The sequence below is a fragment of the Fretibacter rubidus genome (assembly GCF_041429785.1).
Classification (GTDB): domain Bacteria; phylum Pseudomonadota; class Alphaproteobacteria; order Caulobacterales; family Maricaulaceae; genus Fretibacter; species Fretibacter rubidus.
The window spans coordinates 2,960,397-2,983,360 of record NZ_CP163423.1; the positions used below are offsets into that span (position 1 = coordinate 2,960,397).

General features: G+C 51.4%; 24 protein-coding genes and 1 tRNA gene. 20 read left to right on the forward strand and 5 right to left on the reverse strand.

Going from position 1 to position 22,964, the window contains the following annotated elements; translation table 11 throughout:
- The first annotated feature begins 40 nt into the window (after positions 1-40).
- From AB6B37_RS13725 to AB6B37_RS13740, 4 genes are all read left to right on the forward strand, one after another.
- Positions 41-775 carry a YdiY family protein gene (locus AB6B37_RS13725; RefSeq protein ID WP_371396393.1) on the forward strand — a complete coding sequence of 245 codons (735 nt, stop codon included), beginning with the start codon at positions 41-43 and terminating at the stop codon, positions 773-775.
- Between the two features lie 74 nt (positions 776-849).
- Positions 850-940, forward strand: a tRNA-Ser gene (locus AB6B37_RS13730).
- A 107-nt stretch (positions 941-1,047) separates the two neighbouring features.
- Positions 1,048-1,362 carry a hypothetical protein gene (locus AB6B37_RS13735; RefSeq protein WP_371396394.1) on the forward strand — a complete coding sequence of 105 codons (315 nt, stop codon included), beginning with the start codon at positions 1,048-1,050 and terminating at the stop codon, positions 1,360-1,362.
- On the forward strand, positions 1,359-1,889 hold the full coding sequence (locus tag AB6B37_RS13740; RefSeq protein WP_371396395.1) for a redoxin domain-containing protein: 531 nt from the start codon (positions 1,359-1,361) through the stop codon (positions 1,887-1,889). Before AB6B37_RS13735 ends, AB6B37_RS13740 begins: the two co-directional genes overlap by 4 nt.
- Before the next feature lie 12 nt (positions 1,890-1,901).
- Here the strand turns inward: AB6B37_RS13740 and AB6B37_RS13745 are convergent, their stop codons facing one another.
- Positions 1,902-2,702: a PPK2 family polyphosphate kinase gene (locus AB6B37_RS13745; protein ID WP_371396396.1), complete on the reverse strand. Its 801-nt coding sequence runs from the start codon at positions 2,700-2,702 to the stop codon at positions 1,902-1,904.
- Positions 2,703-2,870: 168 nt separating this feature from the next.
- On the opposite strand from AB6B37_RS13745, the gene AB6B37_RS13750 reads away from it, so the two are divergent.
- Positions 2,871-4,034 carry a TadE/TadG family type IV pilus assembly protein gene (locus AB6B37_RS13750; protein WP_371396398.1) on the forward strand — a complete coding sequence of 388 codons (1,164 nt, stop codon included), beginning with the start codon at positions 2,871-2,873 and terminating at the stop codon, positions 4,032-4,034.
- 53 nt (positions 4,035-4,087) lie between these two features.
- Positions 4,088-4,237: a hypothetical protein gene (locus AB6B37_RS13755; protein WP_371396399.1), complete on the forward strand. Its 150-nt coding sequence runs from the start codon at positions 4,088-4,090 to the stop codon at positions 4,235-4,237.
- 18 nt (positions 4,238-4,255) lie between these two features.
- Here AB6B37_RS13755 and AB6B37_RS13760 read toward each other — a convergent pair whose 3' ends face one another.
- On the reverse strand, positions 4,256-6,073 hold the full coding sequence (locus tag AB6B37_RS13760; RefSeq protein ID WP_371396400.1) for an ABC-F family ATP-binding cassette domain-containing protein: 1,818 nt from the start codon (positions 6,071-6,073) through the stop codon (positions 4,256-4,258).
- A gap of 247 nt (positions 6,074-6,320) precedes the next feature.
- On the opposite strand from AB6B37_RS13760, the gene AB6B37_RS13765 reads away from it, so the two are divergent.
- Positions 6,321-9,824: a mechanosensitive ion channel domain-containing protein gene (locus tag AB6B37_RS13765; RefSeq protein ID WP_371396401.1), complete on the forward strand. Its 3,504-nt coding sequence runs from the start codon at positions 6,321-6,323 to the stop codon at positions 9,822-9,824.
- On the opposite strand, the gene AB6B37_RS13770 is transcribed toward AB6B37_RS13765, so the two are convergent.
- Entirely contained in the window at positions 9,821-10,969 is a 1,149-nt protein-coding gene (locus tag AB6B37_RS13770) for an alkane 1-monooxygenase (RefSeq protein WP_371396402.1), read from the reverse strand. The genes AB6B37_RS13765 and AB6B37_RS13770 overlap by 4 nt on opposite strands.
- A gap of 117 nt (positions 10,970-11,086) precedes the next feature.
- On the opposite strand from AB6B37_RS13770, the gene AB6B37_RS13775 reads away from it, so the two are divergent.
- The 6 genes from AB6B37_RS13775 (at position 11,087) to AB6B37_RS13800 (ending at position 17,208) form a co-directional block, all read left to right on the forward strand.
- Positions 11,087-11,641, forward strand: a complete 555-nt coding sequence (locus AB6B37_RS13775; protein WP_371396403.1) for a TetR/AcrR family transcriptional regulator — start codon at positions 11,087-11,089, stop codon at positions 11,639-11,641.
- A 69-nt stretch (positions 11,642-11,710) separates the two neighbouring features.
- Complete coding sequence (locus AB6B37_RS13780; protein ID WP_371396404.1) at positions 11,711-13,705, forward strand: TonB-dependent receptor; 1,995 nt, start codon at positions 11,711-11,713, stop codon at positions 13,703-13,705.
- A 17-nt stretch (positions 13,706-13,722) separates the two neighbouring features.
- Complete coding sequence (gene prfA / locus AB6B37_RS13785) at positions 13,723-14,790, forward strand: peptide chain release factor 1 (RefSeq protein ID WP_371396405.1); 1,068 nt, start codon at positions 13,723-13,725, stop codon at positions 14,788-14,790.
- The gene (locus AB6B37_RS13790; protein ID WP_371396406.1) at positions 14,765-15,118 is read left to right on the forward strand and encodes a hypothetical protein; all 354 of its coding nucleotides are present in this window, start codon (positions 14,765-14,767) and stop codon (positions 15,116-15,118) included. The genes prfA and AB6B37_RS13790 overlap by 26 nt, the downstream gene beginning before the upstream one ends.
- Positions 15,118-15,537: a MauE/DoxX family redox-associated membrane protein gene (locus AB6B37_RS13795; RefSeq protein ID WP_371396407.1), complete on the forward strand. Its 420-nt coding sequence runs from the start codon at positions 15,118-15,120 to the stop codon at positions 15,535-15,537. The genes AB6B37_RS13790 and AB6B37_RS13795 overlap by 1 nt, the downstream gene beginning before the upstream one ends.
- A 69-nt stretch (positions 15,538-15,606) precedes the next feature.
- Positions 15,607-17,208, forward strand: coding sequence for an AbgT family transporter (locus AB6B37_RS13800; protein WP_371396408.1), 1,602 nt, complete (start codon positions 15,607-15,609; stop codon positions 17,206-17,208).
- A 200-nt stretch (positions 17,209-17,408) separates the two neighbouring features.
- Here the strand turns inward: AB6B37_RS13800 and cysK are convergent, their stop codons facing one another.
- Complete coding sequence (cysK, locus tag AB6B37_RS13805; protein ID WP_371396409.1) at positions 17,409-18,353, reverse strand: cysteine synthase A; 945 nt, start codon at positions 18,351-18,353, stop codon at positions 17,409-17,411.
- A gap of 71 nt (positions 18,354-18,424) precedes the next feature.
- Entirely contained in the window at positions 18,425-19,423 is a 999-nt protein-coding gene (locus AB6B37_RS13810) for a sigma 54-interacting transcriptional regulator (RefSeq protein ID WP_371396411.1), read from the reverse strand.
- A gap of 218 nt (positions 19,424-19,641) precedes the next feature.
- On the opposite strand from AB6B37_RS13810, the gene AB6B37_RS13815 reads away from it, so the two are divergent.
- The 7 genes from AB6B37_RS13815 to AB6B37_RS13845 all read left to right on the forward strand — a co-directional run bounded on the left by AB6B37_RS13815 (position 19,642) and on the right by AB6B37_RS13845 (position 22,864).
- On the forward strand, positions 19,642-19,803 hold the full coding sequence (locus AB6B37_RS13815) for a hypothetical protein (RefSeq protein ID WP_371396412.1): 162 nt from the start codon (positions 19,642-19,644) through the stop codon (positions 19,801-19,803).
- A 12-nt stretch (positions 19,804-19,815) separates the two neighbouring features.
- The gene (locus tag AB6B37_RS13820) at positions 19,816-19,959 is read left to right on the forward strand and encodes a hypothetical protein (RefSeq protein WP_371396413.1); all 144 of its coding nucleotides are present in this window, start codon (positions 19,816-19,818) and stop codon (positions 19,957-19,959) included.
- A 53-nt stretch (positions 19,960-20,012) separates the two neighbouring features.
- Positions 20,013-20,696: a phage shock protein PspA gene (pspA, locus tag AB6B37_RS13825; protein WP_371396414.1), complete on the forward strand. Its 684-nt coding sequence runs from the start codon at positions 20,013-20,015 to the stop codon at positions 20,694-20,696.
- Positions 20,697-20,809: 113 nt separating this feature from the next.
- The gene (pspB, locus tag AB6B37_RS13830) at positions 20,810-21,058 is read left to right on the forward strand and encodes an envelope stress response membrane protein PspB (RefSeq protein ID WP_371396415.1); all 249 of its coding nucleotides are present in this window, start codon (positions 20,810-20,812) and stop codon (positions 21,056-21,058) included.
- Positions 21,042-21,503 (forward strand): PspC domain-containing protein, encoded by a 462-nt coding sequence (locus AB6B37_RS13835; protein WP_371396416.1) that lies wholly within the window; start codon positions 21,042-21,044, stop codon positions 21,501-21,503. The genes pspB and AB6B37_RS13835 overlap by 17 nt, the downstream gene beginning before the upstream one ends.
- 75 nt (positions 21,504-21,578) lie before the next feature.
- Positions 21,579-21,797 carry a hypothetical protein gene (locus AB6B37_RS13840; protein WP_371396418.1) on the forward strand — a complete coding sequence of 73 codons (219 nt, stop codon included), beginning with the start codon at positions 21,579-21,581 and terminating at the stop codon, positions 21,795-21,797.
- Between the two features lie 8 nt (positions 21,798-21,805).
- Positions 21,806-22,864 (forward strand): GIN domain-containing protein, encoded by a 1,059-nt coding sequence (locus AB6B37_RS13845; protein WP_371396419.1) that lies wholly within the window; start codon positions 21,806-21,808, stop codon positions 22,862-22,864.
- The last annotated feature ends 100 nt before the right edge of the window (positions 22,865-22,964 follow it).

Consider the following 22,964-nt stretch of genomic DNA (forward strand, 5'->3'; position numbering starts at 1 on the left):
ACACGCCCCGATAAGGGGACAATTAGCGAAAGGACATGTTATGACACATGCACAAAAATTAATGTCTGCAACCGCAACTGTTGCAATCACACTGGCTTTATCAACATCCGCACTGGCCAATCCGCTGGCGGGATGGTCAGGCGAAGCGGCCCTGACGGGGTCCAAGACCACAGGCAATACGGAAACAACAGACATCGGCCTGGCCCTTGATTTGACCAAGACAGACGGGCCGTGGCGCAATAAATTTAACGCCAGCTTTGATTACGGCGAAACATCCAACATTAAAAATCGCCAGCGCCTTGTACTGGGCTACCAAATTGAACGCGATATTAATGACCGCCTCTTTGGTTATGCCAATGCCGATTATTTCCAAGATGATTTCGGCGCATTTGAAACCGGTTATTTTGTTGGTGGTGGCCTCGGTTATAAGCTTGTCCTACCAGAGCCTTTGGCCTGGGACATCACAGGCGGCGCGGGTTACCGGTCGCAAAAAACGCAAGGGCCGCTGTCTGTCACAGAGAACGAATTTGCCTTGAACGGTCGCTCTGAAATTGATTATCAATTTAATGACGCCGTCAGTGCCTATAATAATACAGAGATTTTGTGGTCTGATTCAGACACCTATATCTGGAACGAAGTCGGCCTGACCGCACAGTTAATGGGCAATTTGGCTGCGCGCGCATCGTTTCGTATTGATAACCATTCGACCGTGCCTTTGGGCCGCGAAAAGACTGACACCATCACACGTATCGGCGTCGTTTATACCCTCAACTAGGGCACAGCCATTTTAACTGAATTGGCATTTGCGTCCCTTTAGCCTTCGCGCTATAGGGGCGCTCGCTGCTGAATGGTGAGGTGGCCGAGTGGTTTAAGGCGCACGCTTGGAAAGCGTGTGTAGGTTAGTAGCCTACCGTGGGTTCGAATCCCATCCTCACCTCCAGTGCGGCACCTCCAGCGGGGCAACTCTAGCGAGGCATCCCCCAAAGCTCCCTCTTACAAATTTGGAACGTCATTATCTTTTGCGCATTGATTATGCAGGAGGTTTATATGACAAACTCAAATCATAATATTATGGCGGTCGATAGCGCGCTTGGCGGTGATGCAGGACAGCCTGGCATTGCCCAGCCTGTGACACTCGACGAGGTGCGTGATATTTTTTTATCCAATCGTCCAACATTAGAACGCCAAACAAAATTACAAACGATGCGCCGTGACCTGATTGCTAGACATAGCGCAGATACAGAAAGCGGCTTTGACGCGCTTATTGCCGAAATTGACCGCGGTATCGCAATTTTATCTGGCAATCCTATCGGCAGCGCCAGTCCCGACGTTTTGCGCAAAACAGATAAAGGACCCGCATGATGGCCCAGACATTAACACCCAAATCACCCCTACCAGACTTAGATTTACCCCTTGTCGGCGGCGGTCAGTTTAAACCCACGCAAAGCGATGTGAAAGATTTTCAAATCCTTGTGTTTTACAGGGGATTACACTGTCCGAAATGCAAAGACCATTTACGCGACATTGATAGCCAATTTAAAGACTTATCAGATCAAGGTCTAAGCCTCACAGCGATTAGTATGGATAGTCAAGAGCGCGCAGAGCAGACAAAAGCTGATTGGGGAATAGAGCATCTACCCATTGCTTATGGCTTGGGTATTTTGGACGCTAAAGCTTATGGATTATTTTTATCTGATAAGCGCGAAGGCAGTGACGAGCCAGCGCTCTTCTCAGAACCCGCCATCATGGTGGCAAAACCAGACGGTGCCCTTTATGCGCAATATATTCAAAATACACCTTTTGGCAGGCCTCCCATGAAAGACATTGCTGCGGGGCTCGCGTTTGTCAAAAAGCACGATTACCCGACGCGCGGAACGTCTGTCGCTTAGACCATATCTGTCTTAATCAATTTCATAATCCTCGATCCGGTAACCTGGGTCGGGGTATTGTGGGTTCATCGCCTCTAAGCTTTCGCGGACAATAGCTGTAATAATGGCTTTGCGCGTTGTGCGGCTGTCGGATGGGATGACGTGCCACGGGGCATGGTCCGTGGATGTGCGCTGCACCATGGTCTCATAAGCGTCCATAAAATCTGGCCAAAGGGCGCGGTCAACCAAATCACCCGGATTAAATTTCCAGCGCTTCCCAGGCTCGATAAGGCGTTCGCGTAGGCGCTCGCCTTGCGTCTCTTTGGATATATTGAGCATGAACTTTAGGATTGTCGTGCCGTTTTCGCTCAGGTGCTTTTCAAATGCATTTATCTGCTCATAGCGCTGCTCTATCGCAGTAGCGTCTTTATAACCTTTGACTTTCACGACCAGTACATCTTCATAATGGGACCGATTAAACACGGTAATCTGCCCCGCCTTTGGGCAGACATTATGCACACGCCAGAGATAGTCATGGGCGAGTTCGGTCTTGCTCGGCGCTTTAAAGGCGGCGACTGTGACATTAAGCGGGGGCGTGCGCGCGAATATCGCCGCCGTCGTGCTGTCTTTGCCCGATGTGTCCATCCCCTGCAGGACAATCAGAACAGAGCGGTTGGCTTCGCTGTAAAGACGGTGAGCGATATCGGCTATGACTTTGCCGTCCTCATTAATCTTATCTTTGGCGTTAGATTTACGATCAAATAACGAGACGCGCGTGGGATGATCACTTAGGCGAAATCCCGCTGCGTCTTTGATTTTGAAATTATCCATCATGACGGTTATTCCTATTGCACTGTTTTTTTGACCTACTCTGCCTATGAAGCCAGTCTTTACCAAGGTTTAATTTCACACTTTCTTAAGGCTTTTTTTTAAGGCAACCTTTATGCCTAACTCTTACTGTGTCGTTATTCTGTAAACGGTGAAGGATGTTGGGCGACCGTCATGACACGCAATGTAAATAATAATGTGGGGCGCAAAGTCTGTAGCACCCTGAAAAGCTACCGCAACAATACAGCGGGTAATTTTGCTGTTACTTGGGCGCTTGCGGCCCTACCCCTTATGTTGTCGATTTCTATCGCCGTTGATTTGCTGAACATGAACCGCGTGCAGGTCGATCTGCAAACAGCCGTTGATAATGCCGCGCTAACCGCCGTGATGCCCACACAATATACTGATAGTGAACGCAAAGCCTTTGCCGAAAATGTGTTTTTTGACAATTTAGCAGGCCGAGAGAAATACGACCCGAAAGCAGTGGCCACTGCTACCCGCGAAGAAGTCGTGATTACCGCCAGTGCGACAGTTCCGACCCTTTTAGGGGGGATGATTGGACATACGGAGAATAATATTAAGGTCAGCGCAACGGCAAATCTAAGCACGGCCGACGTGGTTTGCGTTCTTGCGTTAGACCCTAGCGGAGAAAATGCGATTACATTTGAAGATAGCGCGAATTTCTCCGCGCCCGCTTGTTCTGTGCAGGCCAATTCAGTCCACAAAAACGCAATCGTTTCCTCATCTAGCATTAACCCGTCGGCCAAATCATTCTGTTCATCTGGCGGCAGCAAAGGCGACTTTGATCCCTATATCCGCAATGAATGCTCCCCGATTGCCGACCCCTATGCTCTTAAATCGCCTGCCTATCCAGGCAAGGACTGTGATTTTAAAAATGACATCGACGTCATTGGCGCAAATACCTCAGAAACATTAATGGACGTCGTGCCAACGGATTTGGACATCATCCCAAATAATACAGTAATGAGTCCCGGTACCTATTGCAAAGGCCTATCAATTACTGGGGCCAATGTGACCTTTCAACCCGGCATATATTACCTCGGCGGGGAACTCCACTTCTCGCAATACGCGCAGCTTAAAGGTGACCGCGTTACTTTCGTGATGATGGGTAAAAAAAAAAAGGCCGGATTATTATTGAGGAAGGCGCGGTGGCCGATTTGCGCGCGCCAGACAGCGGAGAGACAGAGGGCGTTGTGTTCTGGCAAGTTAATGAAAGCTTTGGCAAAACGATTTCTGGTAAAGGGGCCAAGTCTAAGAGTAAAAAAAATGCGAAAACTGAAATCAGTATCATTCGATCAGGCGCGAGCATCAATATAATTGGTGCCGTCTATTTGCCCAATCAGGCGCTCGTTATCAGTAGTGATAAACCTGTGGCGTCTAAAAGTCCGGCGACCTCACTGATTGCTAAATCAGTTCACTTCACCGATAAATCCAGTGTTGTCGTGCGCGTGAACCACGAAGAAGGGGGCATCCCCCCGCAAATTCCACGTTCAGATGCGGGTGCTCGGCTGCTTGATTAGGCGCTATGCCGCCCAATGCTACCCTTCTGCGGCGGCCTTCATCTCTTCAAGCTCTAGCCATTCCATTTCCAGCGCCTCAAGCGCGTCATTCGTCTCGGCTAGCCGTTCTGAACTGGCCATAAAGCCGTCAGGGTCACGCGTGAAATAATCAGGATCAGCCATAGCCGTCTCTAGCGTTTTAATCTTTGCTTCCAACGCAGCCATTTCTTTTGGCAAGCTTTCCAAGCGAAACTTATGCTTATAAGACAGCTTGCCAGAAGTGGTGGGCTCGGATGACGTCGACTTTTGCGGTGTCGACCCAGATTTTGATTTCCCCGCCTGTTTATCTATTTTGCGCGCCCGCACACCTTCGCCGCGTTGATTGACCATATCGGTATAACCGCCCGCATAAACCTGCCACCGCCCGTCGCCTTCATATCCAATGGTGCGCGTCACAGTGCGGTCAAGGAAATCCCGGTCATGGCTGACAACAATCACGGTTCCTTTGTAATCGGCGACCAGTTCTTGCAGCAAATCAAGCGTTTCCAGATCTAAATCATTCGTGGGTTCATCCAGCACCAGCAAATTGGACGGCAAACGCAGCCCGCGCGCGAGTTGTAATCGCCCGCGTTCCCCGCCTGATAAAATATGCACAGGGGTGCGCGCTTGTTCAGGGATAAATAGGAAATCCTTCATATAGCGAATAACATGCACGGACTGGTCACCGACAATCACACTATCCCCGCCGCCGTCCGTCAGCGCCTCTGATAATGTCCAGTCAGGGTTTAGGCTCTCGCGCTTTTGATCAATGATCAGCGGCTCTAAATTCACGCCAAGCTCAATACTGCCCGCGTCAGCCTCTAGGCTACCCATGATTAGCTTTAACAGCGTGGTTTTGCCCGATCCATTGGGGCCGACAATGCCGATACATTCGCCGCGCCCGATAAGCATAGAAAAATCATCAACGATTTTACGCCCATCAAAAGATTTTGAAACATGTTTTAATTTGGCAACGGTTTTGCCCGATTTATTCGCGTCTACAACGGTGGCGTTCACCCCGCCCTGCACAGATTTATGGGATTTATGTTGCGCGCGTAATGTCGCCAAATCCTTCAGCCGTTTGACGTTACGTTTGCGCCGTCCTGACACGCCGTGAACGACCCAGTGTTGTTCACGCACAATCTGCCGGCCAAGCTTATGCTGGTCCAGTTCTTCTTGTTCAATCAGGGCGTCGCGCCAATCTTCAAAGGCGCCAAAACCTTTATCAAGGTTTCGCGTTTGGCCGCGGTCCATCCATAATGTGCGGCGCGATAATGTCTCTAAAAACCGTCTATCGTGGGATATCAGCACCAGCGCCGAGGACATAGAGGCAAGCTCACCCTCCAGCCATTCAATAACTGGTAAATCAAGGTGGTTAGTTGGCTCGTCCAGCAACAAAACGTCCGGTTCAGGCGCCAATGTGCGAGCAAGCGCCGCGCGCCGCGCTTCGCCGCCTGATATTGTTTTGGGATCTTCACGGCCTGTCAGGCCTAATTCTTCGAGCAGATATGGTACGCGGTAGGCTTGGTCTGCGCCCTGCATCCCGTCCAAAATATAATCTTCAACCGTGTCAAAAGCGGTGAGGTCAGGGTCTTGGGGCAGGTAACGCCACGTCACGCCAGGCTTTATAAACCGCTCGCCGTCATCAGGTTCCACCAGACCAGCGGCGACTTTCAAAAGCGTGGATTTGCCAGAGCCGTTTCGCCCGACAAGGCAAAGCCGTTCACGCGCGCCGACAGAGAACTCACACCCTTCTAGCAGCGGGGTGCTGCCAAAGGTCAGGTGAATACCGCTTAATGTCATTAGTGGTGGAGCCATGGGCGGGGCTTATCAAAGGGTTCGCCCAATGTCACCCGCCATTTACGGGGCGTCTGTATTTATATTTTGTTGAAACGATTAGCGCGTCACTGCGTATGTATGGTGTGATTTGTTATTGCCGTCTGAATCACCTTTGGTCGTAAAAAGAGACGGATAATAAAGACCTTTTTACGACCGCATTTTCCAAATGACATAAGACGGATGATTAGCGGGCGACAAAGCTATCACTTTGTTTTAAAACGTCACTATGGGACAAAGCATACATTTTAGCGTCACAAGACTTTTACGCCTTTGGCTTGGCATTAGTGTTATGCTCGCGGCGGGGCTGACGCCCTTAGATAGCTTTGCACAAAGCTCAAATAATCGCGCTGCCGTGGAGCGCCCCGACGGCACAAGTGACGCCGCCATAAAACTGGCGCGCGAGCGGGTTGAGAACCGCACTGATCTGTCCGATGAACGCAAAAAAGCGGCTCTTGCCTTTTATGATACAACGGCGGCCGCCATCACAACTGCGCAGGTCCATTTGGACGAAGCCGCAAGACTACGGACTGTACTGCAAGGCGCGGCCAACCGCCTTGATAATTTGGACACCCAATTAAGCACATTACAAGAGGCCCCCCCCGTGACGATGGAGGCCGATGCAGATGATATGAACGCACAGACCCTGTCTGATTTGCAACAATCGCTGATTACCAAAGAGGCCAATTTACGTGCAACCCGCACCCGTATCACGGGCCTGTCCCAAGAATTAGAAACCCTGCAACGCCGCCGTCAACTCGCCCCCACAGAGCAGACTGAAGCCTTAGAGCGCATTTCAACTTTGACCGAAGAAATCACCGCCATGGGTGACGGCGAACTCGACGTCATAGAACAGGCCCAAAAAACCTCACTGCAAGCGCGGCTTTACATGCGGCGCGCGCAAGTAGCTGCATTAGAGCAGGAAATCGTCAGCTTTGCCGAGCGGCAAAAAATCATCAGTGCCAATCGCGGTATCGCGCAATTAGAACAACAACGCCTATCAGAAGAGGTGGCCGCGCTGCAACGCCTGACCGGACAACAAAGACTGACCGATGCCAACCGCATGATTACGCGCACAGAAGCAGCGCTAGCGGATGTTGAAGCCCCCCATCCTATGGTTGTCGCCTATTCCAATAATAACATAGAGCTTGCCAAAAACCTCGGCGAAATCGCGCAAAAGGCCAGCCGCCTGCCGCGCACAACGGCCCAAAAACGGACCCAAGTTGATATTGTTGATGCTGACTTACGAACGGCGACATCGCTGATTGAATTGGGTAATCTGTCACGCGAATCTGCGGCGACTCTACGAAAGCTGCGCAATGACACGCCTTCGCCCGCGGCGATTAGGGCGGATATCAAAGCGATTAATCAAGATATAGCCGTCGCAACACAAGCGCGACTTTTGGCCCAAGATAATTTACGTGATTTCCTACCAGGTGAGCTTGATATTCAAACCTTTGCCGATGATTGGATGGCTCAAAATCCGGGTGCAGATATACTATCAGCGGATGGGCGGCAAATTCTGCAAAACCTACATAATCAACGCCGCACATTATTAGTTGAGATATCCAGCGCTGCGTCTGATCATTTTGATGCGCTGACCACATTAAAAACTGTGCAGCAATCATTGCTGCAATCAACGGAGCAATTAACTGCCCAACTGGACCGTAATTTGTTATGGTTGCCCAGTACAGCGGCCATTGGCTTGTCTTGGCCAGGCGACCTTATCAAAGGGATAGCCGCTACATTCAGTCCTAATAATATCAACACGGCCTTTGATACGCTGGTCACGTCAGCCAAGGACAATTTGCCATTGGTCGTTATTTTCAGCATCATCATTGCGGCGCTGTATTTATCGCGAAAACCGTTGTGGCAAGATATTGCAAAGCGTGCAGCGATGGTGCGGCGTGTACAGCTTGATACATATTTCCATACGCCAGCAGTTTTACTCGCCTGCGTTATCATTGCCATGCCATTGGCGTTGATTTTCATGTTGCTTAGTGTGCTCTTATTTATCTCTGGCAATCCCGATAATTTCGTTATCGCCCTTGCGGATATGTTTGCCTATTTGGCTGTCTTTACGGGCCTATTTTTGACATGGCGCGCTTGGGACGGCGACCTGTCGTTATTTGATAAACATTTCCGATTGCCAAAAGCCGTCCGTCACGTTGCCAATCGAAATATGCTTTGGTTCATCCCTTTATTTGGAACGTCCACCGCGCTTTTGGTCCTCACCCAGGACAGCCCCAATAGCGCCGTTTTTGGCGGTTTGGGCTTGGCGGCCTTTTTGATTACCTGTGTCTTGTTATCAGCCTTTATTTATCTGGTTGTGTGGCGGGGTCGGCACGAAAGCAACCAAGCGCTAGACCCGGACAGCCGCCTTCGCAGCTACCGCACACCATTAGCCTTTGTGGGAATAGCTGTGCCGTTAATCGCGTCCATCTTCGCCGCCATGGGATATTTAGAAACCGCGAGCGAATTAATGTACCGCGTCTTTGTCTCTGGCTGGTTATTCATTGGGGCCTATGTTGTGCACGGCGTCATTCGCCGGTCCATTATGATTGGCAAACGCCGACTGTCATTACGCCAAGCCATTGAGCGCCGTGATAAAGCCGTCAAGATGCGCGAAGACAAAGCCGCCGCCGAAGAACGCGGTGAAAGCGCGCCGCAACCCCCGCCCATTGATTATTCTGAATTTGATGTGGAAACCATGAGCCGCCAAACCATGCAATTGCTCGACGCGATTATGGCAATTGGCGTTGTCGGTTTCTTATGGATGATTTGGTCATCGCTTCTCCCTGCGCTGACATTTTTCAACGGTGTCGAATTATCATCTTATATGGTTGATATTATCGATCCGGAAACAGGTCAGCCAACCAGCGTCGAACGGGTGATAACGCTCTGGAATGTCATGCAAGCCGTTGTCATCGCCGCGCTGACATTTTTGGCAGCCCGCAACTTGCCCAGCTTCCTAGAGATTTTCGTGCTTAACCGTGTGGGCATTGATGCGGGCACGCGATATGCGATTGTGACGATATTGGGATATTTGATTATCGCCTTTGGTATTTTCTTCACACTCGACCGTCTTGGCCTGCAATGGTCAGAGCTTAAATTTGTGGTCGCTGGCCTGTCGGTGGGTATTGGTCTGGGTTTGCAAAAGATTATCGCGAACTTTGTCTCAGGCTTGATTATTTTATTTGAGCGACCCATTCGCCTCGGGGATTACGTCACCATTGGCGATCAAAGCGGTAATGTCACACGCATTCAAATTCGCGCCACAACATTGGTGGATTTGGATAACCGCGAAATCCTTATCCCCAATGAAGCGCTTATCTCGGAACGCGTCACCAATTGGACCTTATCAAGCTCGGTCACGCGTTTGATTATCCCGGTGGGGATTGCTTACGGATCTGACACAGACCGTGCCGCAGAGGTGATGCTAGCTGAGTTAAAGGCCATGCCGATTGTGCTGGAAAATCCGGCGCCGCAAGTCTTATTTATGGGCTTTGGTGATAGCTCGCTAGATTTTGAGTTACGTGTATTCTTGAAATGTTTTGAAGACCGCGTGCCGACACGTCACCAAGTCCATATGCAGATTAATAAAGCGTTGGCACGCGAAGGCATCTCAATCCCCTTCCCGCAACGCGATTTGCATATTATCACGCCTGCCCCAACCTCTAAGCCAAAAGCGAAGTCGAAAGCTAAAGCAAAGCCTAAGCCAAAATTAAACTAGACTTTTGTTGCGGCCCGCTCACGCGCGACCAGCTCTGGCGTCAAGACGCGGCGCATATCACCGTCAACATTATCAAGGACACGGTGGTCCATCACGCGGCGAAACAGGGGCGGGATAAAACCAATCAGAAACATTGTCATATAACCATATGGCAGTTGCGGGGCCTTTGGGAAGGTGCGCAAATGTTGATAATGGCGCGCGGGATGGGCGTGGTGGTCTGAATGGCGGGCAAGATTATAGCTGGTAAGATTGGTCACGAGTTGATTGCAATTCCAACTATGGTGAGGCTGGCACGGTAGATATTTTCCGTCAGGGCGCTTATCACGCAGCAAGCCGTAATGGGCGATATAGTTTTGCGAGGACAGCGCCGTTAATGACACGATCCATGTCAGTAGAATGTAAGGCAAAACCGCAAGTCCCAAGACAGCGACGATCCCGCCCCACAGCAGAACTGAGAGAACCGTTGAAATCACCACTTCGTTTTTCAACGACCATTTTGAATAGCCTCGCCGACGCGCGCGTATACTCTCAAGCGCCCAAGCCCGTCGCCAAGCGCCTGGGATTTCGCGGCCCATAAAATGATAATAGCTTTCGCCGAACCAGCTTGTTGCGTGGTCACGCGGCGTTGCGACATCGGAATGATGCCCCGAATTATGCTCGACCCGAAAATGGCCTAAAAAGCTTGGGAACAACATAAATAACGAGACCCATTTAGACAGCTTATCGGTTTTATGCCCAATCTCATGGCCCGCATTAATTGCAAAAGCGAGCCCCCAGCCATGGGCAATACCCAGCGCGAAATAAGCATCCCACGGCAGGCTTTGCGTGGCCGCGTACCACGCCCCCGCCAGCCAAGTCAGATAAACAACGGGCAAAAGGCCGTGAACCATAAAACGGTAAAACGGCGAGAGCGACGCTTCTTCTTCCATCATGCCCAAAAGGTCATGCTTATCATCGCCGATAAGATAATCCAGCACTGGCATGATCAGATAAAACAGCACCACAGGCACCCAAAGCATATGCGGGTTACCCGTCAGTTCAGACAGGCCAATGCCCCAAAGTGGGCTCATCGGGAAGGTCAGCGATATGAGCCATAAGTGGCGCTTGCGTTTCACATCTGCATTTAATTTGTCGACAACAGCCATATCACAATCCTTGTTGATAACTTTATCAATAAGGATAGGTGCCTTGTGAGTCAACGCCAAATCAGCCATATAATTATTATGACGAATGCTGTGATACCCTCTCAAAATCGACCCCGTATGAGCCCAGAAGACCGCCAAGCGCAATTGCTCTTGGTTGCGATTACGATTTACGGCCGTATGGGGGTGGAACGCGCAGGGCATGGGGATGTCGCAAAACTGGCGGGTGTCTCGACGGCTACGGTTTTTAATTATTTTCCCACACGCGACGCCCTGACAGACGCAGTCTTGAACGCTGTCAAATCCAATGTCCGAGACAGCTTTGACAGCACAGCATCCGTGCCAACGGGAACCCCGCGCCTGCTCGCTTTGGCAGCGACCTTTAATAATCTCATTGATAGCCAGCCTGATATAGTCAAGGTTTTGCTCAACTGGTCTGTGTCCTTTGGAATAGAAACGCGCCCCCGGTTTTTAGAGTTTCAAGAAGAAACCCTCAATCTGCTACATGATGCCATTAATGACACGGGGCGCGACGGTCATAAGGGCGAACGCGCCAATGCTCGCATTATCTTCGGCGCGGCGACGACCCTAGCGATGATGAAATTGGATGATAGCGCGCCAGAAACAATCGCAACATTCATTGACCGCGTCGTCAATATCATCAGCGACAGCTAATCAGAACATAGGCCTATCTGTGGCGTTTTAGCCCTTTAAAACACCCGCCGCTTACGGCATAGCGGCCCCATGAATAGACCCCAGCATATTTCCATTTTTATATCTGCGCTTTGCTTGCCCTTAACGGCTATTGCGCAAGATGATAACCGACAAAATCAAGACGAGGTTATCGTCTCTGGTATTTATAATCAGGCGGCTGATGTCGCAGCTCGCCCCGCTTCACTGGATGTCATAGACACGCAGCAACTGACACGTATTAGCGCCGTGCATCCGGCCGAGGCATTAAACACCGTTGCGGGCGTGAATATCCACCGCGGGTCGGGCCAAGAACATCTAACCGCTATTCGCTCGCCAGTCCTAACGGGCGGCGCAGGCGCGGGCAGTTTCCTATATCTTGAGGACGGTGTGCCCTTGCGTGCCGCAGGCTTTGCCAATGTGAACGGATTATTTGAAGGCGGCACAGATTTCGCGAAAAGCATCGAGGTGCTAAAAGGTCCAGGGCCCGCCGAATATGGGTCTAATGCTGTGCACGGCGTGATTAATATTGGATCAGCCGACATCAATGACCCGAACCGTATCAAGCTTATGGGCAGTGATGACGGCTTTGCGAGCCTAACCCTAGCGCAGACCATGGGCGATTTCCGTGCCTCGGTCTCGCTTGCCCATGATAACGGCTTTCGCGAGGATAGCGGCTTTGACCAGCAAAAATTTCAACTGAAATATAGCGGGGGCTTTGGCCCATGGTCGGTCGATTGGCTGTCTAGTTTTAATAATTTGAACCAAGAAACGGCGGGCTTTATCCAAGGTGATGACGCCTTTCGTGACAAAGACATTGCGCGATCCAACCCCAATCCCGAAGCCTTTCGCGACGGTAAAAGTTACCGCACACAGGCGCGATTTGCACGCAACCTTGGGGACTATACGCTGGCCCTCACGCCATATGCACGGCGCGCAGAACTTCGGTTCTTACGTCACTTTGTGCCTGGCCAAGCGCTTGAGAAAAACGGTCATAGTTCTGTCGGGCTGCAATCCGCTCTTTATGATGACAGTTTGAACGTCGGCTTTGATGTTGAATATAGCGACGGGTTTTTATTTGAATTTCAAGACAATCCATCACGCTTTAGTTTTGTCCAAGGCCTGCATTATGACTATGAGGTTGAGGCCGTTGTGATCGCAGCTTACGCGCAAAAGACCTTTGCGCTTGGTGAGGCACTGACGCTGGATATTGGCGCGCGGGCAGAATACACCCATTATGATTATGACAATCAAGCCAACGACGGACGCAGCGGGCGGTTCATTCGCTCCCCCGATAGGACAGATGATTTCCTGACGTTAACGCCAAAGCTATCATTGTCATACAGCTCTGATGCGGGATTATTTTACGCCCGTGCCGCGCGCGGCTCTCGCGCCCCGCAGGTAACAGATTTATATTCTGTGCAATTAAACCAAGTCGCAGGCGCAGCCGATGTCGAGACATTGGACAGTGTGGAATTGGGCTATAAATATACAGGTCGCGTCAGCATGGAACTCGCAGCCTTTGCCATGAAAAAAGATAATTTCTTTTTTCGCAACGCCAACGGCTTTAACGTCACCAATGGCAAGACCAGCCACATCGGCATAGAGGCCGCCGTGGATTTTGAGATAACGCCATGGCTTCGCGCAGGCTTTAACGGGACATTGGCCGACCATCGTTATGCCTTTGATTTGGACGAAGGCTCTGCGGCCAACACGATCACCGACGGCACTCGCGTTGATAGCGCGCCTGACACGCTAGCAACAACGACCTTAACCGCCGATGTGACCAATACGGTGGAACTAGGCCTAGAGTGGCGCCATGTTGGGTCATATTTCACCAACCCCGGCAATACGGCCCAATATAATGGGCATGATATATTTGTCGGACGGGTCAGCTATGATCTCTCTGACGCAATCCGTCTATTCGGGCGGGTCGATAATGTTTTTGATGAACGCTATGCAGACCGCGCCGATTTTGCCTTTGGTAATGAACGATATTTCCCGGGACGCCCCCGAACCGTCTTCTTTGGTTTGACCGCCGCCTATTAAGCGCCTACATCGCCTTCATGCATATTTCTGATTCCAAACTCGCCCAAGTTGTTGACCGTTTTGAGCAAATCGAAGCCCGCATGGGTGCGACCAGCGACAGCGACGAAATTGTCCAACTTGGCAAAGACTATGCCGAGCTAAAACCTGTGGCTGACGGGGTGCGTAAGCTGCAAGCGATACGCGAGGAAATGTCTGACCTAGAAGCGATGATGGAGGACCCAGAAATGGCGGCCATGGCCAAAGATGAGTTTCAAAGCCTGAAAGACACGCTGCCTGATGTGGAACACGAAGTCGCGTTACTGCTCCTACCCAAAGATAAAGACGACAATGCCTCTGTTGTGCTGGAAATTCGCGCAGGCACAGGCGGTGACGAAGCTGCGATTTTTGCAGGCGATCTATTTCGCATGTATGCACGCTATGCCTCTATTCAGGGCTGGAAGGTCGAAATTGAGACCGAGAACGAAGCCGATATGGGCGGGTACAAAGAAATCGTCGCCTCTATTTCTGGCGCGGGCGTCTTTGGTAAAATGAAGTTTGAGAGCGGCGTTCACCGTGTACAGCGCGTACCCGTGACAGAGACCCAAGGCCGTATCCATACGTCCGCCGCCACGGTCGCTGTCCTGCCAGAGGCCGAAGACATTGATATCAATTTTTCCATGGGCGATGTGCGCGTTGACACCATGCGCGCATCGGGCGCGGGTGGGCAGCACGTCAATAAAACCGATAGTGCGGTGCGCATGACCCATGAACCGACAGGGATTGTGGTGGTGTGTGATGCAAAATCTCAACACCAAAACCGTGCCAATGCAGAGCGCCTGTTGAAGATGAAGCTTTATGATATGGAGCGCGCCAGACTGGACGCCGAGCGGTCAGAGGAACGTAAAGACCAAGTCGGTTCTGGTGACCGGTCCGAGCGCATCCGCACCTATAATTATCCGCAAGGACGGGTCACAGATCACCGGATTAATCTAACCCTTTATAATCTGGATAAGATTGTGGCGGGCGACGCCATTGGCGACGTAGTCGACGCATTAATGGCCGAAGACCAAGCCTCCCGCCTTGCCCAAATGGCAGAGCTTGATTAATGCTGGTGAGGCTGGATTAATGTATTGCGCCTGTTACCGCTTTGCCTTGTTAGATGCACCCGATGCGGAAGCACGCTTTATGACCGCGTGGTCGGGCATTACAGAGTTTTTCAAAGCCAACGCAGGGGCGTTAGGCTCTCGCTTGCATAAGGGCAGCGACGGGGCGTTTTATGCCTATGCGCAGTGGCCTGATAAAGACACTTACGACGCTGCTGGCCAAGTGAAGCCGACACAGGATTTCATGCAGCACCGATTGGAATGGGCTGAGATTTGCGCGCCGAGCGAAGTGTTGTTTGAAGGCGAGATGATAACGGATCTATTCGTCTAATGCGGATAATCAAAACGCTTTTATGTCTTTTAATCGCTGCCTTTTTCCTGATGGCGGCGTGGTCGCATTTTGCCCATGATGACAGCTTTGCCCGCATTGTGCCGCCCGCCCTGCCCTTTCCTTATTTTATTGTCTGGTTTACAGGCATCATAGAGGCGGTCCTCGCGGTGATGATTGTGTGGCCTCGCACGCGGCCTTGGGCGGGGTTAATCTTTGCGCCGTTTTTACTCGCCGTGCTGCCCGCGAATATCTATATGGCGATAGAAGGTATTGGTTTTGGCGATAATGACATGTCAAAGACGGCCCTGTGGATACGGGTTGCGCTTCAATTTCCGCTTATTGCGCTAATTTACTGGGCGAGCGGCGCGCATACAGCCTTTAAATCGCTGCGTCATCGGTTATCAAAACACGCGCGATAGGGTGGCCTACGGCATTGTCATAGCGCCGCTCTGCCGCTAAGGCTAAAGGATAAAACAGGCGAGGACACAATGGCTAAGACTGACGTAGCGAGTAAAGACACCACAAAAGGCTTTTTGGCTTTTGTCGAACGGACGGGCAATAAATTACCAGATCCCGTTTTCATCTTTTTCTACCTCATCGGTATCTTGGTTTTAATATCGGTTGTCGCGCATTTATTTGGCCTGTCCGCTAATCATCCCGTGCAGACCAATGCAGACGGCACCCCGCTTGTGATTAAATCCGCCAGCCTATTATCGGCGGAAAACATCCAACGCCTTTGGGTTGATATGCCCAAAACATTCACTCACTTTCATCCTTTGGGCTATGTGCTGGTCGTGATGCTAGGCGCAGGCGTGGCGGAACGCTCTGGTCTTTTCGCGGCAGGTATTCGCCAAGCTGTCCGCGGCGCGCCGCTCTTTTTGCTAACGCCTGTTGTGGCCCTCGTCGCGATGCTCTCAAATCACGCAGCGGATGCAGGTTATGTCGTGATGATACCGCTGGCGGCGATTTTATTTGCCTCTGTTGGGCGTCATCCTATGGCGGGTATCGCGGCGGCCTTCGCGGGTGTGTCGGGTGGGTTTTCCGCCAATATATCGCCTGGACAACTTGATGCGCTGCTCTTTGGTATTACAGAAGCAGCGGTAGACGGCGCAAATTTGGACCCCAGCTGGACGATGAATATCGCGGGTAACTGGTGGTTTATCGTGGCGCTAATGTTTATTTATCTACCGGTTATTTGGTACGTTACAGACAAAATTGTTGAGCCGCGCCTTGGAAAATGGACGCCAGACGCCACCCAAGCGGCGGAATACGGCGATGAAGACAAACCCCTGACCGACGCGCAACGCAAAGGTCTTCGCCATGCAGGTCTCGCCATACTCGCCGTCTGCGTTCTTTGGGCGGCCATGACATTTTCGCCGGGCACACCGCTTCTAAATGAGCCTGCCGAAGGTGTAGAGCAAGCCTGGTACGTCACCGCAACACCATTTTTCAGATCGCTTGTCGCGGGCTTCATGGTCTTATTCCTCGCCGCTGGTTGGGCTTATGGCCGCGCGGCGGGGAGCATCAAAGACCACCGGGACCTCGTGGATATGATGGCCGAAGCCATGAAAGACATGGGCTATTATCTGGTTCTGGCTTTCGCGGCGGCACATTTCGTGGCGATGTTTAACTGGTCCAATCTCGGCCTGATCTCTGCCGTCCACGGGGCGAACGGCATTGAAAGCTCTGGCCTTCCGCTTCCAATTGCGCTGGGTCTGATTGTGCTGTTCTCGGCACTGCTGAATTTGTTTGTCGGCTCGGCCAGTGCAAAGTGGGCGCTTCTAGCCCCTGTGCTTGTTCCAATGTTGATGTTGTTGGGCATTAGTCCAGAAGGCGCAACAGCGGCTTACCGTGTAGGTGACGGTGCAACCAATATTATCACGCCGTTGATGGTTTACTTCCCACTTATCCTCGTCTTTGCGCGCCGTTGGCAGAAAGACTTTGGCCTCGGCAGCTTAACCGCCATGATGATTCCCTATTCGGTCTGGATGCTAATTACGGGTGTTATTTTGATGATGGTCTGGATTTTCCTAGGCCTAGATTTAGGCCCAGGTGCCCCGATTGGTTACAGCCTGCCTGGTGCTGGGTAAAACGTCGATGTTGGGTTTATAGTCGTCCTCACCCCGAGGCGCGCATAGCGCGTCTCGAAGGGTCTGCTAAGAAAGCGACAACCCTAAGAGACATTCGCGATGTTCATTCCTTCAGGATGAGGGATGATTGCGCACAAATAATAGCTTCATGCGTGCGCATTTATCTCGGCGCTTTCGCCTTTACACTATCGTGCAAACGCTTAATCAAACAAAGGCGTGGATAAATACCGCTCTGCAAAGCTTGGAATGATTGTCACAATGCGTTTGCCAGCCATCTCTGGACGTGCTCCAACAAGCAAGCTGGCCGCGACAGCGGCGCCTGACGAAATCCCAATCGGCACACCATCGGCGGCGGCGACATGTTTGGCCGTGCCAAAGGCCGCGTCATTTGAAATCGTGACCACATCATCAATTAGGTCGGTGTCCAGCACGTCGGGCAAGAAGCCCGCGCCAATGCCTTGGATTTTATGTGGACCTTTCTCGCCCTTGGATATCATCGGGCTTCCGTCAGGCTCTATCGCGATAATCTGAATATCAGGGTTCATCTCTTTGAGATATTTGCCAGCGCCTGACAGGGTTCCACCTGTGCCTACCCCTGCGATAAAGGCGTCAATGCGGCCTTCGCAATCCGCCCAAATCTCTGGTCCCGTTGTGCGGTAATGCATTGCGGGATTGGCAGGATTGGTAAATTGACCCGCTTGGACAGCGCCAGGGGTCTGCTTAATAATCTCTTGCGCTTTGGCGATGGCACCCGGAATACCGCCCGCCGCGTCAGTCAGGACAAGCTCTGCCCCCAGCAGCTTCATCATTTTACGGCGTTCAATCGACATGCTTTCTGGCATCACTAAAATCGCTTTGTATCCTTTGGCCGCTGCGGCAAAGGCCACGCCGATACCTGTGTTGCCCGATGTGGGCTCTACGATTGTGCCGCCAGCTTTAAGCGCGCCAGTGGCTTCCAACCCTTCAATCATGGCGACACCGATACGATCTTTAACAGAGGCAATAGGATTGAAAAATTCAAGCTTATAAGCGAGGTCCGCCTTTATGCCTTTCGTGACATTGGGCAAACGGATAAGCGGGGTCGCCCCAACTGTGTCCAAAATTGAATCGTAAATTTTACCATGGGATCGAATGGGGTCTGACATATTGGCTCCTGTGTTACGCTGATAGATAGGCAGGCCGCAGGCATATTAAAACCACCTGTCATTATAATGTCCTATTTTTTAAGCCCATGTTTGCGCAAAAGCCCCCGAAAAGCGTGATAGGACAACCCCAGCGCATCAGCTGCCTTGCCCTGGTGGTGGCTATGGGCATTCATCGCTTTGTCGATAAGACCCCGCTCAAACGTCATGACACGGCTGTTGAAATCAAGCGTTTCGTCAATGGGCATATCCTCTTGCGGGCTATCAGAAGACACAGGGGCCGCCCCAAGGCTAGCTGCGCCTTCGAACGGGTCGAGGATGAGGCGCTCTATGGGACGGGATAATGTCTCATCTGAGAGAAAGGCTTGGCCGACACTGCGCTCAACAACAGAGCGGAGGCCCCGCACATTGCCAGGCCAAGGCTGCCGTGCCAGCAGACCGAGCGCGTCCATAGTAAAGCCCGCAAAGCTATCCGCGCCCAAAGTCGCCGCCATCTTCTTGCCGAAATGATCGGCCAACGCCAATATATCATCCGGGCGGTCACGCAGCGGCGGCAGAGGGATAACATCAAAAGTGAGGTGATCTAGCAAATCTTGGGCAAAATGGTTTTCCGAGACCGCACGGCGCAAATCACCCCGCGCCGCAGCAATAACACGTACATTAACAGGGGTGGTATCGGGATTACCTACGGGGTCGACGACACCTTGTTCAAACACTTGCAGCATTTTTTCCTGCAGACGCACAGACACGGTATCAATATCATTTAGAAACAGCGTCCCGCCGTCCGCACGGACAAATTGCCCGTCAACATCATTCCGGCCGTCATTGAAACTTTCGCCAAATAATAAAATGTCCAGCTGCGCGTCAGTATAGGCCGCGCAATTGACAGGGACGAAAACCTGTTCCCAACGCGGCGACAAAAAGTGAAGGCGAGACGCAATAAGCTCTTTACCCGTTCCGCGCTCCCCAACAACTAATACCGTTCTGTCCAATACGGCAGCGTCAGAGACCCTATCCATAAGGGCATGGAAGGAATCAGAGCGCCCAACAGGGGTTTGTTGAATAACAGCCATATACGCTTATTTAGCATTTTTGACTAAATTGAAAGATAAAAATTAGTGTAAAACACTATATTTAACTTAGGTTAATATTGAGAAAAATGAAAAAGTGAATAAAATCAATGATTTAAAAGTTATCGACAAAATAGCTGGATGTGTCATCTTTCAATTGTAGCCACCGCCCAGAGACATCAATCTCTAAGAAAGGCGGGACACAACGAAAGGAGAGACAAATGACATTCCGTACATTTGACATTGATAGTAACGATTTCGGCGGTGCCACGTCAGATCATTCAGGTGCAGACAACGCTGCACGCCACACACGTTCACGTCGCCGCAGCGCGATTATGAGCCGCCGCACATCGGGTGCTCGCATCCGTGGCTTTGGTCTTTAGGAGCGTAGGTTAATGAGCGACTACGAGACAGAGTTTGACCGTAAAGCAGAGAGCGCGAAAGCGAAATTCCTTCGCTTCCTGCGCTACCTCTCAACCCGCAAAATGGAATGTTGGGGCTTCTTCGCCGCAGGCTTTCTGATTGCCACAATTTTTTAATCGGCCTTTTGGGGCGATTACTTTAAAAAACCAACACGTTAAGGAGACGTATTATGGGAATTTTTTCTCGCATGGGTGACATCATCAACTCGAACCTCAATGCCATGATTGACAAGGCAGAGAACCCCGAGAAGATCGCCCGCCTGATCATTCAGGAAATGGAAGACACACTTGTTGAGGTTCGCACAGACGCCGCCCGCAACATCGCTGAACGCAAAGAGCTGGCCCGTAAAGCCGAGAGCTACGCCGAGCGTGCCTCTGAGTGGGGCGCAAAAGCTGAGCTTGCCCTGACGAAAGATCGTGAAGACCTGGCCCGCGGTGCCTTGCAAGCTAAAAAGCAAGCCGAGAGCATGGTCGACGTTGTTGAGCGCGAAATTGCAGTTCTTGACGAAGCTGTTGGTAAAGCAGACGGCGATTTGACCAAGCTGCAAAGCAAGCTGGATGAGGCGCGTGCCAAGCATAAGTCTTTGATGATGCGGTCAACTGTCGCGACCAATCAAATCAAGATGCGCACCACGCTGAGCAATAACAAGGTTGACGACGCCCTGGCCCGCTATGAGCGCATGGAGCGCAAAGTTGACGAGCTAGAAGCCCATGTCGAGGCCTTTGATTTGGGTGCCGGCGAAAGCCTAGAGAGCCAGTTCGCGCAAATGGAAGCAGATGAAGCCATCGAAGGCGAGCTTGCGGCCCTAAAGGCCAGCTTGACTAAGTCAGTCAAGAAAGCCGCCAATAAGTAGCCATTCGTCACTGTGTTACGCATAACACAGCGACCCCACTGACCCCGCCTGCCCATCCCCCTTCAACAGACGGGCGGGGTCAGTCAAAAATTACCCTTAAAGAGAGAGACATTATGGGCCCCGATACACTAGCTTTACTGATCCCGATTATTGCCATTGTTATGGGCATTGGATCCGGCATGCTGAAAATGCATTACAAACACAAAGAACGCATGATGGATCACATGTCCGAAGACCAGATTGCAGAGCTGCAACAAATGTCAAAAATCGCTGATATTCTGGATCAACGCGTGAATGTGCTGGAACGCATATTGGATGACGAAGTACCAAATTGGAGAGTGCAAAATGACAAAACGATATAAAAATAAAGCCCACCGCGCCATGAACGATATGAATTGGGATTGGTCAGATGACGGTTATGAATATTCAGAACCGCATAAAAAGCTCCGCCGCAATAAAATTGACGGTGTCTTTGGCGGGGTCTGTGCCGGATTTGGTGATTACTTCGGTCTTGACCATACCATCATGCGGATCATCTTTGTTCTTTCTGTTATCTTCGCAGGTTTCCCGCTGCTCATTTACTTCCTGTTTTGGATTTTCATCCCCAAGGACAAGCGCGCGCCTTACCGCCGTGAATACCGCGAAGCGCGCAGAGCCCGCAGAGATAATCCGGATGCGCCGCTCCGTACTGCAAATTTCAAGGACGTGAAATCAAAGTACCGTTCGCTGGAAACACGGATGCAGGATTTGGAACGGTCCATCACCTCTAAGGAATGGAAGCTAAACCGCGAGTTTCGCGACCTTTAAGACCCTCACGGTCGGGCGGTGCCACGCCCGACCTTAGTATTAAAAACTCAACGAAAAATTATAAGGGAGACACTCATGATCAAAACGACACTCATCACACTCGCCGCATTATCCACAACAGCTGGCGCGACACTGGCCCCCGCCGCCGTCATGCCGAGCGCTGTGAACCTGACCGCGGGCGCATTATCACTGCACACGGGGCCAACAGGGGCAAAGTTTGCGCTAACCCCTAAGCCTGATTTTGCCGTCGCCATGACGACACAATCTGGTCGCACCATCACTATTCGGTTTTAGGACTTATCATGACACATACATCCCTCTTCAAAGCCGCACTTTTGGGTCTGTCCGCAACAGCCCTCATGGGCACCACGGCGCTGGCCGCTGGCCCAACATTGGAAATCGAAAATTTTGTAGGCCAGATTAATGTCACACAAAACAACGGTGATATTTCGGTATCAGGCCAAGACGCCGGCACACTATCTACTCAGGGCGAAACAACCCGCATCGACGGTGGCCAAATCATTAACAATACCAATTGCCGCAATGTGAACGGCAAAGTGTCTTTGTCATTTGGTAAGGGTAATTGGAATTGGATCAAGGGCGGTTACAAAGATTTGGATGAATATCCAAAACTGGTTATTTCCGTCCCTGCTGACACAAATTTCATTCTGCGCGATAGCGTTATATTCGGCAGCCTGCCTGATATGGGTGATATGGATGTGCATTTATCCAGCTGCGGCGACCTCGAAGCGGGTGATATTCGCGGCGATTTATCCGCAAAAATATCAGGGTCTGGCGATCTTCAAATCGGCGATGTTGCGGGCCTAACCGACGTCAAAATTTCAGGGTCTGGCGATTTTGAAGCGGGTGACATCACCGATGCTGATATTTCAATATCTGGCTCGGGCGACGCCAATATCGGTGATATACGTTTTAACACGCGCGACACGGCGAAAATCCGCGTTAGCGGTTCGGGTGATATTGAAACGGGCTCCCTTCGCGGCAATGCTGATATCCGTGTGACCGGGTCTGGCGATGCCAATATTGATGATATTGACGGCGACGCAGCCGTAGAAAGCAATGGCTCTGGCGATATTACAATTGAAGGCGTGCGCGGCACGACACTCTCTGTGCGCAGTAACGGCAGCAGCGATGTCGAGGTCGATAGCGGCGATGTCACAACAGTTATGGTCAGCACAAATGGGTCCAGCGCGGTGGATTTGAACGTCAGAGCTGTTGACGCGACCGTGCAAGCAGGCGGGTCATCCAATGTTTACATCAAGGACGCCAGCGGACAACGCGACGTGTCACGCCGCGGATCTGCGTCTGTGAAAATCGGAAAGACCCGTTACAAAGACTAATTTACCCATCCCAATAGATCAGGTCAGGGTCGTTGTCTGGCCTGATTTTGGCGCGCGCAAGCGTGGTGTTCAATCGGTGGGCTTCTCTCTCGCCTGATTG

What these genes read in the sequence shown, in the direction of transcription:
- pspA (WP_371396414.1), top strand. Translation starts at nt 20,013, where the DNA reads ATGGGAATTTTTTCTCGCATGGGTGACATCATCAACTCGAACCTCAAT.
- AB6B37_RS13745 (WP_371396396.1), bottom strand. Translation starts at nt 2,702, where the DNA reads ATGATGGATAATTTCAAAATCAAAGACGCAGCGGGATTTCGCCTAAGT.
- AB6B37_RS13765 (WP_371396401.1), top strand. Translation starts at nt 6,321, where the DNA reads ATGGGACAAAGCATACATTTTAGCGTCACAAGACTTTTACGCCTTTGG.
- prfA (WP_371396405.1), top strand. Translation starts at nt 13,723, where the DNA reads ATGCATATTTCTGATTCCAAACTCGCCCAAGTTGTTGACCGTTTTGAG.
- pspB (WP_371396415.1), top strand. Translation starts at nt 20,810, where the DNA reads ATGGGCCCCGATACACTAGCTTTACTGATCCCGATTATTGCCATTGTT.
- AB6B37_RS13750 (WP_371396398.1), top strand. Translation starts at nt 2,871, where the DNA reads ATGACACGCAATGTAAATAATAATGTGGGGCGCAAAGTCTGTAGCACC.
- AB6B37_RS13735 (WP_371396394.1), top strand. Translation starts at nt 1,048, where the DNA reads ATGACAAACTCAAATCATAATATTATGGCGGTCGATAGCGCGCTTGGC.
- AB6B37_RS13795 (WP_371396407.1), top strand. Translation starts at nt 15,118, where the DNA reads ATGCGGATAATCAAAACGCTTTTATGTCTTTTAATCGCTGCCTTTTTC.
- AB6B37_RS13815 (WP_371396412.1), top strand. Translation starts at nt 19,642, where the DNA reads ATGACATTCCGTACATTTGACATTGATAGTAACGATTTCGGCGGTGCC.
- AB6B37_RS13840 (WP_371396418.1), top strand. Translation starts at nt 21,579, where the DNA reads ATGATCAAAACGACACTCATCACACTCGCCGCATTATCCACAACAGCT.
- AB6B37_RS13780 (WP_371396404.1), top strand. Translation starts at nt 11,711, where the DNA reads ATGAATAGACCCCAGCATATTTCCATTTTTATATCTGCGCTTTGCTTG.
- AB6B37_RS13775 (WP_371396403.1), top strand. Translation starts at nt 11,087, where the DNA reads ATGAGCCCAGAAGACCGCCAAGCGCAATTGCTCTTGGTTGCGATTACG.
- AB6B37_RS13770 (WP_371396402.1), bottom strand. Translation starts at nt 10,969, where the DNA reads ATGGCTGTTGTCGACAAATTAAATGCAGATGTGAAACGCAAGCGCCAC.
- AB6B37_RS13800 (WP_371396408.1), top strand. Translation starts at nt 15,607, where the DNA reads ATGGCTAAGACTGACGTAGCGAGTAAAGACACCACAAAAGGCTTTTTG.
- AB6B37_RS13740 (WP_371396395.1), top strand. Translation starts at nt 1,359, where the DNA reads ATGATGGCCCAGACATTAACACCCAAATCACCCCTACCAGACTTAGAT.
- AB6B37_RS13810 (WP_371396411.1), bottom strand. Translation starts at nt 19,423, where the DNA reads ATGGCTGTTATTCAACAAACCCCTGTTGGGCGCTCTGATTCCTTCCAT.
- cysK (WP_371396409.1), bottom strand. Translation starts at nt 18,353, where the DNA reads ATGTCAGACCCCATTCGATCCCATGGTAAAATTTACGATTCAATTTTG.
- AB6B37_RS13760 (WP_371396400.1), bottom strand. Translation starts at nt 6,073, where the DNA reads ATGGCTCCACCACTAATGACATTAAGCGGTATTCACCTGACCTTTGGC.
- AB6B37_RS13725 (WP_371396393.1), top strand. Translation starts at nt 41, where the DNA reads ATGACACATGCACAAAAATTAATGTCTGCAACCGCAACTGTTGCAATC.
- AB6B37_RS13835 (WP_371396416.1), top strand. Translation starts at nt 21,042, where the DNA reads ATGACAAAACGATATAAAAATAAAGCCCACCGCGCCATGAACGATATG.
- AB6B37_RS13820 (WP_371396413.1), top strand. Translation starts at nt 19,816, where the DNA reads ATGAGCGACTACGAGACAGAGTTTGACCGTAAAGCAGAGAGCGCGAAA.
- AB6B37_RS13845 (WP_371396419.1), top strand. Translation starts at nt 21,806, where the DNA reads ATGACACATACATCCCTCTTCAAAGCCGCACTTTTGGGTCTGTCCGCA.